The organism is Paraburkholderia sp. XV (genome assembly GCF_020177535.1).
Classification (GTDB): Bacteria; Pseudomonadota; Gammaproteobacteria; order Burkholderiales; family Burkholderiaceae; genus Paraburkholderia; species Paraburkholderia caribensis.
Genome location: NZ_JAGUUD010000003.1, coordinates 124,587 through 138,256, shown reverse-complemented (window position 1 = coordinate 138,256; position 13,670 = coordinate 124,587). Strand labels below are relative to the sequence as shown.

At 61.9% G+C, this 13,670-nt stretch carries 12 protein-coding genes and 1 pseudogene; 4 read left to right on the top strand and 9 right to left on the bottom strand.

What is annotated here, in order from left to right; genetic code table 11:
* Positions 1-88: 88 nt before the first annotated feature.
* The 4 genes from KFO72_RS02880 to KFO72_RS02865 all read right to left on the bottom strand — a co-directional run bounded on the left by KFO72_RS02880 (position 89) and on the right by KFO72_RS02865 (position 4,764).
* Positions 89-1,093 carry a 1-phosphofructokinase family hexose kinase gene (locus KFO72_RS02880; RefSeq protein ID WP_060608067.1) on the bottom strand — a complete coding sequence of 335 codons (1,005 nt, stop codon included), beginning with the start codon at positions 1,091-1,093 and terminating at the stop codon, positions 89-91.
* 9 nt (positions 1,094-1,102) lie between these two features.
* Entirely contained in the window at positions 1,103-3,541 is a 2,439-nt protein-coding gene (ppsA, locus tag KFO72_RS02875) for a phosphoenolpyruvate synthase (protein WP_225031339.1), read from the bottom strand.
* Positions 3,542-3,582: 41 nt separating this feature from the next.
* Complete coding sequence (locus tag KFO72_RS02870) at positions 3,583-3,954, bottom strand: hypothetical protein (protein ID WP_225031338.1); 372 nt, start codon at positions 3,952-3,954, stop codon at positions 3,583-3,585.
* 159 nt (positions 3,955-4,113) lie between these two features.
* Positions 4,114-4,764 (bottom strand): BON domain-containing protein, encoded by a 651-nt coding sequence (locus KFO72_RS02865; RefSeq protein ID WP_054932166.1) that lies wholly within the window; start codon positions 4,762-4,764, stop codon positions 4,114-4,116.
* A gap of 227 nt (positions 4,765-4,991) precedes the next feature.
* Here KFO72_RS02865 and KFO72_RS02860 point away from each other — a divergent pair, with 227 nt between their 5' ends.
* Both KFO72_RS02860 and KFO72_RS02855 read left to right on the top strand, forming a co-directional pair.
* The gene (locus KFO72_RS02860; protein ID WP_225031337.1) at positions 4,992-5,954 is read left to right on the top strand and encodes a universal stress protein; all 963 of its coding nucleotides are present in this window, start codon (positions 4,992-4,994) and stop codon (positions 5,952-5,954) included.
* Between the two features lie 137 nt (positions 5,955-6,091).
* A pseudogene (locus KFO72_RS02855) lies at positions 6,092-6,291 on the top strand (MBL fold metallo-hydrolase); the annotation flags it as partial.
* A 55-nt stretch (positions 6,292-6,346) separates the two neighbouring features.
* Here KFO72_RS02855 and KFO72_RS02850 read toward each other — a convergent pair.
* From KFO72_RS02850 to KFO72_RS02840, 3 genes are all read right to left on the bottom strand, one after another.
* Entirely contained in the window at positions 6,347-8,203 is a 1,857-nt protein-coding gene (locus tag KFO72_RS02850) for a PHA/PHB synthase family protein (RefSeq protein ID WP_225031336.1), read from the bottom strand.
* Positions 8,204-8,302: 99 nt separating this feature from the next.
* On the bottom strand, positions 8,303-8,542 hold the full coding sequence (locus KFO72_RS02845; protein WP_054932163.1) for a hypothetical protein: 240 nt from the start codon (positions 8,540-8,542) through the stop codon (positions 8,303-8,305).
* A 63-nt stretch (positions 8,543-8,605) separates the two neighbouring features.
* Complete coding sequence (locus KFO72_RS02840; RefSeq protein ID WP_060608052.1) at positions 8,606-9,256, bottom strand: BON domain-containing protein; 651 nt, start codon at positions 9,254-9,256, stop codon at positions 8,606-8,608.
* Positions 9,257-9,708: 452 nt separating this feature from the next.
* On the opposite strand from KFO72_RS02840, the gene KFO72_RS41970 reads away from it, so the two are divergent.
* Both KFO72_RS41970 and KFO72_RS02830 read left to right on the top strand, forming a co-directional pair.
* Positions 9,709-9,948 carry a rhomboid family intramembrane serine protease gene (locus tag KFO72_RS41970; RefSeq protein ID WP_250637320.1) on the top strand — a complete coding sequence of 80 codons (240 nt, stop codon included), beginning with the start codon at positions 9,709-9,711 and terminating at the stop codon, positions 9,946-9,948.
* A 153-nt stretch (positions 9,949-10,101) separates the two neighbouring features.
* A complete protein-coding gene (locus KFO72_RS02830) occupies positions 10,102-10,770 on the top strand; it encodes a SagB/ThcOx family dehydrogenase (protein ID WP_054932171.1) in 669 nt (222 codons plus the stop codon).
* Between the two features lie 194 nt (positions 10,771-10,964).
* On the opposite strand, the gene KFO72_RS02825 is transcribed toward KFO72_RS02830, so the two are convergent.
* Positions 10,965-11,402 (bottom strand): Hsp20/alpha crystallin family protein, encoded by a 438-nt coding sequence (locus KFO72_RS02825; protein ID WP_225031335.1) that lies wholly within the window; start codon positions 11,400-11,402, stop codon positions 10,965-10,967.
* A gap of 215 nt (positions 11,403-11,617) precedes the next feature.
* Positions 11,618-13,501 carry an ATP-dependent zinc metalloprotease FtsH gene (ftsH, locus tag KFO72_RS02820; protein WP_225031334.1) on the bottom strand — a complete coding sequence of 628 codons (1,884 nt, stop codon included), beginning with the start codon at positions 13,499-13,501 and terminating at the stop codon, positions 11,618-11,620.
* Positions 13,502-13,670: the final 169 nt, after the last annotated feature.

Genomic DNA, 13,670 nt, shown 5'->3' with positions numbered 1-13,670 from the left:
TCCTTTTCAGCTACGTAGTAAGGTGCGGTGCAGGCACGAGACGTTGCATTGCGCGTCACGAGGATCGAAGCGTTCGTAGCAAAGCACTTCACTGCTTCGACGGCGCCAACTCCCCGTGCGCGTGGCGAGGGCGCGCGCTAGCTCGCGTGGGTACAGCACCGTCCCCCTTTGCGTATGAGCGTGCCACGTCTCGTGCATCGCAAAGCCGCGTACCTGTTTGCCTCATCGTAGCCGAAGCCGCAGCCGTCGCATAGGCGAGTGCCTCGCTGGCAACGGCGCCGTGATCGAGTGCCCATATAAGTCCGGCAAGGAAACTGTCTCCCGCGCCAATTGCACTTCGTACTTCCGTTTTCAACGCAGGCATAAACCATGTTTCGTCGTGCGTCGCGAGCACTGCACCTTTATCGGCTAACGTGAGCGCGACCATCATCGCCTTGCGTTGCGCGATCAACATTCGGGCGGCATCGATCTGGTCGTCGACATCGTTCAGCGGCAGCGCCGTCAATTCGCGCAGTTCGTTCAGACTCGGCTTGACAATGTCGACGTGGCCGCCATCGAGTGCCGCTGCGAGCGTGGAGCCCGACGCATCCACGGCAACCCGGATGTTCGGCCGCGCACCAGTGGCCGCGCGGGCAAGCTGTGCGTAGGCGTCCGGCGGTGCACCGGGAGGCAGGCTTCCGCTCAGGACAAGGAAGCGCGCAGAGCCCACATGAGCGGACACGCCGCGCAGACATGCATTCCATTCCGAGGGCGCGAGAGCCGGTCCAGGCAACACGAAGCGGTATTCACGACGGGTGGACGTCTCCTTGACAGAGAAGTTTTCCCGCGTCTCGCCTTCTATGTCGATGCGCTGGGTGCGAAGGTTCTCGCCATCGAGCAGATCGCTGAGGATGCGGCCCGTCGCTCCACCGGCGGCAAACAGTGCAACGCATTCGCTGCCAAGGCGATGCAACACCCGCGCAACGTTGATTCCGCCACCGCCCGGATCGCGCTGCGCGACTTCGCATCGCAGCTTGTGTGTGTCGACGATGCGGTCGACAGCCGTCGATAAATCGACCGCGGGATTGAGTGTGACTGTGAGAACGTCGATCATGGCAAGCCCCTACCGCACCATTTCAGAAAGCATCGATTTGCGCGGCTGGCCACCCGTCGAACCATTCGGCGCTTCCGCTTGCGCGACGTGCCGCTTGACGGCAATGAAGCTGTCGGGACTCACCGACATCGCATCGATGCCGCATTCCACGAGGAAGCCTGCATACTCGGGATGTACGCTCGGCGCTTCACCACACAGGCTGACTTTCGCGCCAGCACGATGCGCCCGTTCGATAACCTCGCGAATCATCCACCGCACGGCTTCGTTGCGTTCGTCGAACAGCGATGCCAGTTCAGCGGAGTCGCGGTCGACTCCAAGTGTGAGCTGCGTCAGATCGTTGCTGCCGATCGAGAATCCGTCGAACCGCTGTGCGAATGCTTCTGCCAAGATCACGTTCGCCGGAATCTCGCACATCACATAGATCTGTAAACCGTTCTCGCCGCGCCTGAGGCCATTGGCCGCCATCGCCTCGAGGACGCGATCCGCCTCATCCGGTGTCCGGCAGAACGGCACCATGACGATCACGTTGTCGAGCCCCGTTTCCAATCGCAAACGCCGCAGCGCGCGGCATTCGAGTGCGAAGCCCGGCCCGTAGCGCGGCGAGTAATAGCGCGATGCGCCACGAAAACCGAGCATCGGATTTTCTTCGACCGGCTCGAAAGCCTGTCCCCCTATCAGATTCGCGTATTCGTTGGTCTTGAAGTCGCTCAGACGCACCACCACCGGACGCGGATAACACACAGCCGCTATGCGGCCGAGTCCGCAGGCAAGCCGGTCGACGAAGTATTCAGTCTTGTCGTCATACCCTTCCGTCATCGCAGCGATAGTCCGGGCGGCGTCGGAATCCTTCAACTGGTCATAGCATGCGAGCGCCATCGGATGAATCTTGATGTGATTGCTGATGACGAACTCCATCCGCGCCAGTCCAATGCCGTCCGCCGGCATGCGCCACCAGCGCAGCGCGGCGTCCGGGTTGGCGAGATTCAGCATGACCTGAGTGCGGGTATGCGGAATAGCCCCAAAGTCGATCTCCTCGACCTGATAGTCCGCGATGCCTTCGAATACGCGCCCGACTTCCCCTTGCGCGCAGGACACCGTCACTTCCTGCTGGTCGTGCAAAACCCGCGTCGCGTTGCCCGTGCCGACGATGGCCGGCAGGCCGAGTTCGCGGCTCACAATGGCAGCGTGCGACGTGCGGCCGCCGTGGTCCGTCACGATGCCCGCCGCGCGCCGCATCACGGGCACCCAGTCGGGATCTGTTGCCGCTGTCACCAGAACGGAGCCATCGACAAAACGGTCCTGCTCGACGGGACTGTCGATGACGCACACGTTCCCGGTAGCGATCGCCTGGCCCACGCTGACGCCTGTGACGAGTTCGCGTCCCGCCGACTCGAGCCGGAAAGTCTTGATGGCGGTTGACTCGCGCCGCGACTGGACGGTCTCGGGCCGCGCCTGAACAATGAAGATGCCGCCTGCCAGGCCGTCCTTTGCCCATTCGATGTCCATCGGCCGCCCGTAGTGCGATTCGATTTCACACGCGCATCGCGCGATTGTGAGCACGTCACGATCGGAAAGAACAAACGCAGCGCGCTCGGCTTTCGAAGTCGGCACGTTCTTCGTCGGATGCGCGCCGCCTTTCGCGTACACCATTTTTTTCAGCTTGCTGCCACGCTTCTTGCCTATGATCGGCGCGAAGGCTTCGTTGTGCAGAAGCGGTTTGAACACTTCATACTCGTCGGGATCGACGGCACCTTGCACGACGTTCTCGCCGAGCCCCCATGCCGCGCTGATCAGGACGATCTTGTCGAAGCCGGTTTCGGTATCGATCGAAAATGCCACGCCCGCCCCTCCAAGGTCCGAGCGTACCATCTGCTGCACGCCGATCGAGAGTGCCACTCTCATGTGATCGAAGCCTCGTGCCTCGCGGTAACTGATAGCGCGATCCGTGAATAGCGACGCATAGCAGCGGCGGCACGCATCCATCAACGCGTGCGGGCCGCGAATGGCCAGCAAGGTCTCCTGCTGCCCCGCGAAGCTCGCATCCGGCAGATCTTCGGCCGTAGCGCTGGAGCGTACAGCGACGTCTGGATCGTCGATGCCGACGCGGCGTGCGAGGTCGCCATACGCGTCACAAATGGCACGCGTCGTGCTGTCCGGCCATTCGCCCCGGAGGATTGCCCGGCGGATGGTTTCCCCGGTATCAACAAGCGAGCGTCGATTGGCACGGAACTCCGATAGCACCGTCGAGATGGTTTCGCGCAAGCCGTTGGCGTCGATGAATTGCCAATACGCGTCGGCAGTCGTCGCAAAGCCGGGCGGAACACGAATGCCCTTGCCGACGAGGCAGCCCACCATCTCCCCCAGCGACGCATTCTTACCGCCCACGGTCGGCACATCGGTACGGCGCAGCGCGTCGAACCAGATGACCTCCGCTCCATTCCTGCTCATGGACTACTCCTCGCTCGTGATTCACGCGTATTGCGGTCCGCTCAGATACTCACGTATCCGGCAAACATCCACGGAAGCTTCATCTGGCCGGCGCGGAAATAGTCGTCCGAATCCGGCATGGCCAGTCCCACGAAGCCGGGCGTGCCGTCTGCAGCAAATCGCGGTGTGAATGAGAACGCATGGTTGATCACAACGACGGCTTCGCCGTTCAGATGCGATGGCGCGAAAATGGAGACCTCGCGAAAGAAGTTCGCATGGTCTTTTGCCGCAGCCGCAGTTGTCGCTTTCATCGGACCCGTGCTGTCGTATCGTGCTGGAAGCTCGTAGGTTCTATCGCCGTGCCGGGTTTTTCCCGCGGGAGAGAACACGAGTTCGATACCAGGATACGGGGCGCACAACGCGGCAGGCTGCACGATCGGTCCATCCGGACCCATGACAGCCGGTGAATATGCCCACAACGAAAGATTCAACGTGCGAGTTCCTTGCGCGAAGTATTCCGTCAACCAGTTCATTTGTGCCTCCAATCATTGCCTGTTACATCATGTCCGCCGCGTGATTGCGCCAGCGTTCTGTCAATCAATCACGAGCCGATCCACGACGGCTTTCACACCCGACGTGGCGCGCGCTGCGCCCCACACGATCGCGCGTTCAGCCGTCGAGCTGAGGTGTCCGGACAGGGTGACGTTGCCCCCGTCTACCTGAACCTCGATATGCTTCATTTCGCGCTCGGTATGACGCTGAATGGCCTTGCGGATGTTGTACTCGATATCGGTAGGCGAAGCGCTACCCGATATCCTGATGTTGTTCGTGATGCCCGTGACACCGCGCATGTGCCCGATGTGTTTCTCCGCAATATGGCTGCGGTAACCGTTCTTGACGCTACCGCTCAACGTCACCCAGCCTTTTTCGACCTTGATCCTGATCGCGTCTTCTTCAAGACCCGATATCCAGTCGAGCACGGCGCGCACGCTCAATGCAATGTCTTCGTCCGTTCTTTGATCGGTTTGATGCAGCGTCACGTCCATATGCGCAACGACCGCGACCACGCCAGCAATCCGCAGCGCGGATCGTTCGGCGGCGAGCTTCTGCGCATAGTCCGAAACGTGCCCGCTGAGCGTAACGATGCCATCCGCGACGGCAACGCCAATCCGGTTCGCATCGATAGCCGGATTGTTCGCCAGTTCTTCCTCCACTTCGCGACGCAGTTGACTGTCCGGTTTCATGGCAACGCTCCTCCTGAAGTGCTTCAGTTCGCGAACTGAACGCACGGTTCACACGGTCAGCCTAATCCGTGTGCATCCCGCGCAGTTGATCGAAGTCAAGCAGGTTGCTGTGCCACGCGTGCGTCGCGCTATAAGGACGCGTCCGGGTGGCTTGACGTCGATCAATCGGAAGCGCGTTTTTCGATGGAGAATCAGGATCAACCTTTCGCCCGATACGGAGAAACACCATGGCGCAAGCATCCAGCGTGGAGTCAACGGCCGGGCGCGCGTTCCGGCGCGTGATGCTGGCGATCGACGATTCAGAAGCAACGACACGCGCAGCCGAGTACGCGAAGGCCCTGTTCGCCGGTCGCGCGACGATCCGGGTCGTCACGGTTGCGCAGAATCCGCGCACGCGACTTCCACTCGGCGCAACCACGCAAAACTTTCTCGCGTCTGCGAGGGACGAAATCGTGGCCGATTCGCGCGCAGCGCTCGCCAGGATCGAGGCTATGTTTGCCGGGACGAAGCTCGAATCCGGCCTGGTCGATCTTTCCGTGCACCGCGGGAACATTGCTGACGCATTACTCGATACCGCGTCACACTGGCACGCGGACCTCATCATGATGGGCATGCGGCACCATCGGGGCCTGCTGCGCTGGGTCGAAGGCACGGTGTCCGAACCTGTTGCGCGCCGCGCAAGCTGCTCGTTGCTGCTGGTTCCGCAGGACAGTCGCGTTCCGACGGACAAACCCGCTCAACGCATGGCTTTCGCCCTGGACGGCAGCGCCTGTTCTATCGTGGGGTTGCGAACGGGCCTTCAACTGGCGACCCCGGATACCCAATTGCGTGCGATCTATGTCGTGGATCGAGCGAGCCACGTGATGGATGGCGCGGCCATCGACCTGCTGGAAAATGTCTATCTCGAGGAGGGCTGCACTGTCCTTGAGCGCGCAGCGCGCATCTGCGCCGAACGGGGGCGCTACGCGGAGACGGCACTGATCAAGACACGTAAAAGCCGGGATGACGTCCCTCACGCCATCGTACGCGACGTTCAGGACTGGAAAGGCGAACTGCTCGTTCTCGGCACTCATGGCCGGCGAGGCTTCGAACGATGGCTTGTCGGTAGCGTAGCGGCCCGCACTGTGCGGCTTGCCGACACTCCCGTTTTACTCGTGCGCGACTGCGCAGCAATGGCTGCCACGACGTGACAGCACGGCCGGTGAGACGGCGCCCCAGCTACTAAGGCGCCTTCCTCACCGGCGGAGGCTTGCCGGTTGCCGTTTCGTCGCGTCTCATGGGCTCACTCAAGCGGCCGGTCCGACGTCGATGCGCAGCAGTCCCCGCAGATCGCGGTCTATTTCAGGGCGTCAAGAACCTGCGGATGCGCAACTGGCCCCGCTGCCTGTGGCCGCCGATTCCATCCACACGGTGATACTCACGCATGCGCACATCGATCACAGCTGTTATCTGCCGCTACTCGTGCGCAACGGGTTCAACGGTCGCGGCTGGTACACGCGGCGCCGCGCTCGCCGCTGTCCGCGCATGCCGACTACCGCGAACTGTTGCAATGGCTGTCGAGTCTGCCCGCCCCGTCGCGCAGTTATCGTTCGAACACGTAGGTGCCCGGTGCATCGTCCAGTCCGTCGACGATCGTGCGCCCAGGCGCCTCGCCGTCCGAATGCTCGCGCAGCCACGCATTCCACCTCGGCCACCATGAGCCATCGACAGGTTCGTTGGCTGCGAGGAACTCCTGTCTGCCGCGATACGGCTCTCCCGCCGCTCGCGTCGCGCAGCGGTAATAGCGATCCGGGTGACCCGGCTGCGACACGATGCCGGCGTTGTGCCCACCCGCCGTCAGCAGAAACGTCAGTTCGTTGTGTGTGAGCAGGTGCAGCTTGTAAACGGAGCGCCAGGGCGAGACATGATCCCGCTCGGTGCCGACGACGAACATGGGTGCCTCGATATCGGACAGCGCAACAGGCCGTCCGCCGACGCAGTATCGCCCTTCCGCGAGATCGTTGTCGAGAAACAGCGAGGTCAGATACTCGCTGTGCATCCGGTACGGCAGGCGCGTCGTATCGGCGTTCCATGCCATCAGGTCGTTTGGCTGCGAACGGCGGCCGAGCAGATACTCGCTCATCATCCGCGACCAGATCAGATCCCGTGACTTGAGCAACTGGAATGCCGCCGACATCTGCGCCCCATCGAGATAACCTTGGCGCCACATTAGCGCATCGAGCGCCGCGAGTTCACTGGCGTCGATGAAAAGGCCGAGTTCGCCGGGTTCGGTGAAGTCCGTCTGAGCGGCGAGCAGCGTCACGGTTTTCAGTTCGTCGCCTCTGCCGTCGCGAACGAGCGCCGCCGCCGCGATCGCGAGCAAGGTTCCGCCAAGACAATAGCCAACCATGTGCACCTGCTGGGCGTCACGCTCGCGCACTTGCGCAAGAGCTGCGAGCAATCCTTCCTGCAGATACGCTTCCAGTCCGACGTCACGGAACGCCTCGCCGGGATTGCGCCACGAAATCGTGTAGACGGTATAGCCAGCGTCGACGAGATAGCGGATCAGTGAATCATGTGGCTGAAGATCGAGAATGTAGTACTTCATGATCCACGACGGCACGATCAGGATTGGCTCTGCTGCGACCGTCAGTGTCGTCGGTGCGTACTGCAGCAATTCACACAACTCGCTGCGCCAGATCACTTTGCCCGGAGTGATGGCGACGTGTTTGCCTGGCTGCCATTCCGACGGGTAGGCGTGCTCGCCGCCCGGACCGCCGTGCACAAGGTCACGCAGGTCTGCAAGCCAGTGCAATGCGCCCGTGACGAAGCTCGTCCCGCCGCTCGACCACGCTGCCCGTTGCACCACTGGATTGGTAGCGACAAAGTTGCTGGGCGAGCACGCATCCAGCCATTGGCGAGCCAGGAAGCGCACCAGTTCTTCGTGATGTCTTTCGACGCCCGGTATCGCCGTCGTTGCAGACTCCCACCAGTGTTGGAGCCGGAGAAAGCCGTCGCGATACACATGAAACGGCCACGCCGCCCAATCGTCACCGGCGAAGCGCGGATCGCCGGGCGCGTGCTCCCGCCTGGGCTCAGCGACGGTTGCGCGCATGGCGTCGTGTGAAACCTCGGCGCCCGCCAATGCAGCCGCGGTCGAAAGCTCCAGTAGCTTGCCCGGCGCAACGGCCATGTGCAGCGTCCAATCCATGATGGCAAGCGCCACAGACGTCGGGGACAGGCCGCCCGTCAGGGCAGCGACTCCGGCATGCGCGGCGCGATCAAGAAGGTCGCGCGAAAGCACGGGGTGAGATCTCCCTTCCCCGTGACAACCGGTCTGGGCGTCGCCCCGTGTATCGCCTCGAAAAACGTGGGACGCAGCGGTAGGCGTCGTGAGCCGAGCCGTATGTTCCGGCAATGGTTGTAGCTTTTCGTCGGTCGTCAGAGGAAGCGTTGCCATCGTCGTTCGATTGATCCTGCCAGTGACCCGTGCCTACGTTACGCGTGCACGGATTCGAACAATTGACCTGCGTCAATCTGCCAAAAGCACGTTCAGTTTTTACACCTTGATGGTTCGTGCCATCTTCAGCCCGATCCACGTCATTCCCTCGCGCAATCCGTCCAGCACGGCATCCCGTTCCGTGCTGAATTTTTTGCCGTGCTGAAAGGTATGTTCGAAGTCGCCTTCCGGCGATGAATGTCGGACCTGGATCGTCGACCGATACCCGCCATCTTCAACCGGTTCCGTCTGCACGTTCACGGACCATTCTGCTTCCTGCACGTTTCCCGACAAGGTCATCACAAGCTCCTTTTCCTGCGCCGCCGCGCATCACGAGAAGGCGCGGCGGCGAGAGGCGGTATGTCATTCGACAACGAGATCGTCGACCACGGCTCGCACCCCCGGCGCGCTCCACGCAGCCCCCCTCGCGACGGCGCGCTCAGCATAAGAGCCGACTCTGCCCGTCAGGGTGACCGTGCCATCCTTGACATCGATGCCGATGTGTTTGACTTCGCGATCCGCATGTCGCTGCATCGCGCGAGCGATCTGTGCGCCGATGTCTTGCGGTGCGACATGGCCACGCACTTCGATGCGGTTGCCGACGCCGCGCACGCCGCGCATGTGGCTGATCGCTCGTGCGACGATGTGGGCCTGGTATCCCCAGTCCACCGCGCCCGTCAACGTGACCCACCCTTTTTCGACCTGAACCTTTACCGAATCGTCCGGCAGGCCGACTGTCCAGTGCACGATATCGTGTACGGCACTGGCAATGTCTTCATCGGTGCGTTCGTCCTTCTGCGGCAGCCGGACCTGCATGTCCACCACGACAGCCTTCACGCCCGCCACACGATGCGCCGCCTTTTCGGCGGCGAGCTTCTCAGCGTAGCTTGGAGGATGGCCGGAAAGCGTGACCACCCGGTCCGTCACTTCCACCCCGATGTCCGTCGCTGTCACCGCGGGGTCCCACTCGAGTTCATCCTCGACTTGCTTTCTCAACTGGCGGTCTGATTTCATCGCGCATCTCCTCGATCTGAATCGTGGCTCGCGCCACCAGAGAGAAGCTTCGTCCCGCGGGCAGACAATGGGACTGATACAGATCAAGCATGCGGGACTTCTCAGCATTATTCTGATACCAGTTTTATCCGCAGGTCCCACTCCCGTAAGCCCAGAGCCATGACACGCTTCCTGATTGCGCTGAACGTGCTTGCATTTGCAATCGAAGCGGCGAGCCCCGTTTCGCCGATCGACCGGATCGCGTTGTGGCCGCTTTATCACGCCAACGCAAAGCGTCCCCGCTTTCCTCATTTGGCAAATCGTGACTTACGGTGCGCTGCATACGAACGTCGCGCATCTTGTGTTCGACATGCTCTGCTTGTTCATGTTTGGCGCGGGGTCGAGCGCGTGCTGGGGGCGGGTAGAACCTGCGACTCTATCTCGCGAGCGTCTTATGCGGCGGTGTCGCGCAGTTGCTCGCGGGCCTGACGTCGACAGGCGACGCCTATCCGGCGATCGGCGCATCGGCGGGCGTGTTCGACGCGCTCGTCGCCTATGCGCTGATCTTTCCACCCAGACGGGTGATGCTGCTGTTTCCGCCCATTCCGATGCCCGCCTGGCTCTTCGCCACCGGCTATGCGTTGATCGAACTATTGCTGCGCGTTTCGCACGAAGCGCCGGGCGTCGCGCATTTCGCGCACCTGGCGGGATGATCGGCGCTGTCACTGTCATTGGCATTGGTCGCACAAACCGCATCGCGATGCGATTGACTGAAGTCAACAGTCGCAACTCGACCCGCCTCTATCCTGGAAGCGATGCACCGACGCCTATGCGAATGCATCGGCCCATCCACGAAGGAGTCGATCATGTCCGACACGCAACTGCTGACTTACAAACCCGCGCATGGTCGTGCGCCGGCTCGTGCCCGGGGCGACGCCCCTGCCGTTATCGAACTTCCGAAACCCGATATGACCTCGGGCGCGCCGCTGATGAAAGCGCTCGCGCTACGTGCCAGCACGCGCGAGTTCTCCGACGCGCCCCTTACCCCCGCCACACTCGGCGCGTTGCTGTGGGCGGCCGATGGCATCAATCGGCCGCGCACGGGCGGCCGCACCGCGCCATCGGCACATGCGTTCAATGAAGTCGATCTGTATGCCGTGATGCCGAATGGCGTCTATCGATACGATGCGCCCGCGCATCGGCTCGTCCTCAAGCATGCTAGCGATGCGCGCAATCTGACCGGTTATCAGGACTTTGTCGGCGCTGCGCCGCTGGACCTGGTGTATGTGGTGAACATGTCGCGTCTGCTCGACATGCCGCCGCAACAGCGCGATATCTTTTCTGCCGTTTCTGCGGGCGCAATGGCGCAGAACGTGTCGCTGTACTGCGCCTCCGAAGGGCTTGGCTGCGTCGTGCGTGGCTGGATCAATCATCGTCTGCTGAGCGACGCACTGAAGCTGAACGAAGACGAACTGCCTATCCTTGCGCAAACGGTCGGCGCGCAAGGAACGACGCTAACCTCGCTCGCAGATTGACATCATCTTGTTCCTCCGGACAGCGGGCGACGGTGGCCGTCCGCGCCCGCAATCCCCACATTGCGCCAACAAAGGAAACAGGCCTGGAAATCAGGCCCGTTTCGAATTCCCCGTAGATCCGTTCGGCTTCTTTTGTTCGCAGCACGGAGACCCCGAAAAGCGCGCCATGACAAGCAAGGCACGCCGCGCACGTATCAGTTCACCGTCAGGCGCTTCTGGTCGGCCGGCGCCTTTTTCGGCAGGTTCAACGACAGCACGCCGTCCTTGTACTCGGCCGTCGCTCTGGCGTCATCCACCTCGCCTGCGAGCGAAAACGAGCGGCTGAATGCGCCGGAATAGCGCTCCCGCCGGATCACGCGCTCGCCTTCTTTTTCTTCCTTGTTGCGTTCGACCTTCGCGTTGATCGAGACGATGCGCCCGTCGATATGTACGTCAATATCCTTTTTGTCGAGGCCCGGAAGCTCAGCCTTCACCGTGTAGGCGCCATCGTTTTCCGTCACGTCGATCTTCATTGACGCAAGCTCGGCCTCCTGAGGCGTCGCTATCGACCGCATGGGCCGGAAAAAACCCTGAAACAGATCCGAAACGACCGGGTCCAGCGAGAACGGGTCAAAACGCGTCAGATTGCTCATTGCACTTCTCCTTCAGGTAAGCAGGCCAGGACATGGCCCCAGTTGTCCGACCTTCGAAAGCCGGTTCACATCTTCATCGAAGCTCTCCCTTGCTGTTCGGGACGAGCAGTATCGTGAGTCGTGCCTTCAGCCTAGCCCGAACCCGCGCCGCGCCGTTGATTCATGTCAAGCGCACTCACCGGCCGCGAGGGCGAAACGCGCGCGAGTGTCCGCGTTCATCCAGAGCACGATTCCTTGCGTGCTCCCGCATCGACATCTGCACCGGTGCGTGTCACGCCGACCTGCTCGACCGTCTTCGATGTGCCGTCGATCGCGCGTTGCAGCATCTCGTGATCGAGCACCTCGCGCTCGAGCAGCAGCCGGGCGATGCGTTCGAGCGTCGCGCGCTGGTTTGAGAGCGTGGCTTTGACGCGTGCATGAGCCTCTTCGAGCATCCGGCGAATTTCCTCGTCGACAAGACGGGCCGTGGCATCGCTGCAAGACGACCCGCGCCATCCACCTGGTCCCGGCACGTCCAGAGCAGTCGTCGATTCGCTCATCGTCGCCAGCCCGATGCGTTCACTCATCCCGTAACGGCTCACCATATGCCGCACCATCGCCGTCGCGCGATCGAGATCGTTCTCCGCGCCGGTCGATACATCGCCGAAGACCAGTTCCTCTGCGACGCGGCCGCCGAGCAGCGCATCGAGCCGGTCGAGCAGTTCGCTTTGGCGCAGCACGTAGCGGTCTTCCGTCGGCACTTGCTGCGTGTAACCGAGCGCGGCGACGCCGCGCGGAATGATCGACACTTTCTTGACGGGATCGCAGTGCTTGCGGCTATGTGCGACGAGAGCGTGCCCCGCCTCGTGATACGCGATCGTGATCTTTTCCTGCGCGTTCATGACGCGGCTCTTGCGTTCCATGCCCGTCATCGCGCGGTCGATTGCTTCATCGAAGTCGGACATGTCGACGGCCTGCTTGTCGGCTTCAGCGGCGTGCAGCGCAGCTTCGTTGACGACATTCGCGAGGTCCGCACCGACGAAGCCAGGCATACGGGAGGCCAGTTCGTTCAGATCGACGTCGTCCGCCAACTTCACGTGGCGCGTATGCACCGCGAGAATCTGACGGCGGCCGTTGAGGTCGGGTCGGTCGATAGCGATATGCCTGTCGAACCGGCCGGGACGCAGCAACGCGGGGTCGAGCGTCTCAGGGCGGTTCGTCGCCGCCATGATGATTACACCCGAATTCGAATTGAAACCGTCCATCTCAATGAGCAACTGGTTGAGCGTCTGCTCGCGCTCGTCATTGCCTGAAGTCAGGCCGGCTCCGCGCACTTTGCCGAGCGCATCCAGTTCGTCGATGAAAATAATGCAAGGCGCCTCGCCTTGCGCCTGCTCGAAAAGATCCCGCACGCGGGCGGCACCCACGCCAACGAACATTTCGACAAATCCCGCGCCGCTCACCGAATAGAAGGGCACGCCCGCTTCACCCGCAACGGCCTTGGCGAGCAGCGTTTTACCCGTGCCCGGCGCGCCGACGATTAGCACACCCTTCGGAATCTTGCCGCCAAGACGGCGATACCGGTCGGCGTCGCGCAGAAACGCGACGATCTGTCTAAGTTCCGCCTTGGCTTCATCGATTCCCGCGATGTCGTCGAAGGTGATGCCTGTTTCGTTCTGCACGAGAATATGGCCGTTGCCGCGGCCCATCTTTGTGTACTGTTGCAAACCGCCCATGCGCGGCACTAGCAGATTCCACACGAAGAACATGGCCAGCAATGGCACGGCCCAGGAAAACAGCATGCCAGGCCACGCACTGTCCACGCCACCCGTGTAGCGGATGCCCGCTGCGGTAAGGGTGTCAGCCAGGCCGTCATCGGCGACACGTACCGTCGTGAAGCGCCACGGCTCGCCATTCCTGTTGAGCGCTGCCGTGTCGGACGCCGGCAGCAGTGACGCGGCACCCGGCATTTTGAGCGCCCCCGTGATGCGGGTGGGCGTTATCTCGACGTTGGTGACCTGTCCCGCAGCAACCAGTTGCTGAAAATCGCTGTACGCAATTTCCGTCGTCATGCCTTGCGCCGTCAGGAACTGTAGTACGACGACCATAACGAAGAACATTGTGATCGCGATACTCACCAGGCCGAACCACCTGGGCGATTTGCGCGGAGCGCGCGATGGACGCTGTGTGGGCATCATGGTTTCTCGGGGCATCGAGGAGCGGCGTGTCCGGTCTCATGATGTTCTGCCGCCATCGCCTCGGGCCGATTGACACAGATCAACAGCCTTC

What these genes read in the sequence shown, in the direction of transcription:
- ftsH (WP_225031334.1), bottom strand. Translation starts at nt 13,501, where the DNA reads ATGTTCTTCGTTATGGTCGTCGTACTACAGTTCCTGACGGCGCAAGGC.
- KFO72_RS02825 (WP_225031335.1), bottom strand. Translation starts at nt 11,402, where the DNA reads ATGAGCAATCTGACGCGTTTTGACCCGTTCTCGCTGGACCCGGTCGTT.
- KFO72_RS02860 (WP_225031337.1), top strand. Translation starts at nt 4,992, where the DNA reads ATGGCGCAAGCATCCAGCGTGGAGTCAACGGCCGGGCGCGCGTTCCGG.
- KFO72_RS02845 (WP_054932163.1), bottom strand. Translation starts at nt 8,542, where the DNA reads ATGACCTTGTCGGGAAACGTGCAGGAAGCAGAATGGTCCGTGAACGTG.
- KFO72_RS02850 (WP_225031336.1), bottom strand. Translation starts at nt 8,203, where the DNA reads ATGGCAACGCTTCCTCTGACGACCGACGAAAAGCTACAACCATTGCCG.
- KFO72_RS02865 (WP_054932166.1), bottom strand. Translation starts at nt 4,764, where the DNA reads ATGAAACCGGACAGTCAACTGCGTCGCGAAGTGGAGGAAGAACTGGCG.
- KFO72_RS02840 (WP_060608052.1), bottom strand. Translation starts at nt 9,256, where the DNA reads ATGAAATCAGACCGCCAGTTGAGAAAGCAAGTCGAGGATGAACTCGAG.
- KFO72_RS02830 (WP_054932171.1), top strand. Translation starts at nt 10,102, where the DNA reads ATGTCCGACACGCAACTGCTGACTTACAAACCCGCGCATGGTCGTGCG.
- ppsA (WP_225031339.1), bottom strand. Translation starts at nt 3,541, where the DNA reads ATGAGCAGGAATGGAGCGGAGGTCATCTGGTTCGACGCGCTGCGCCGT.
- KFO72_RS02880 (WP_060608067.1), bottom strand. Translation starts at nt 1,093, where the DNA reads ATGATCGACGTTCTCACAGTCACACTCAATCCCGCGGTCGATTTATCG.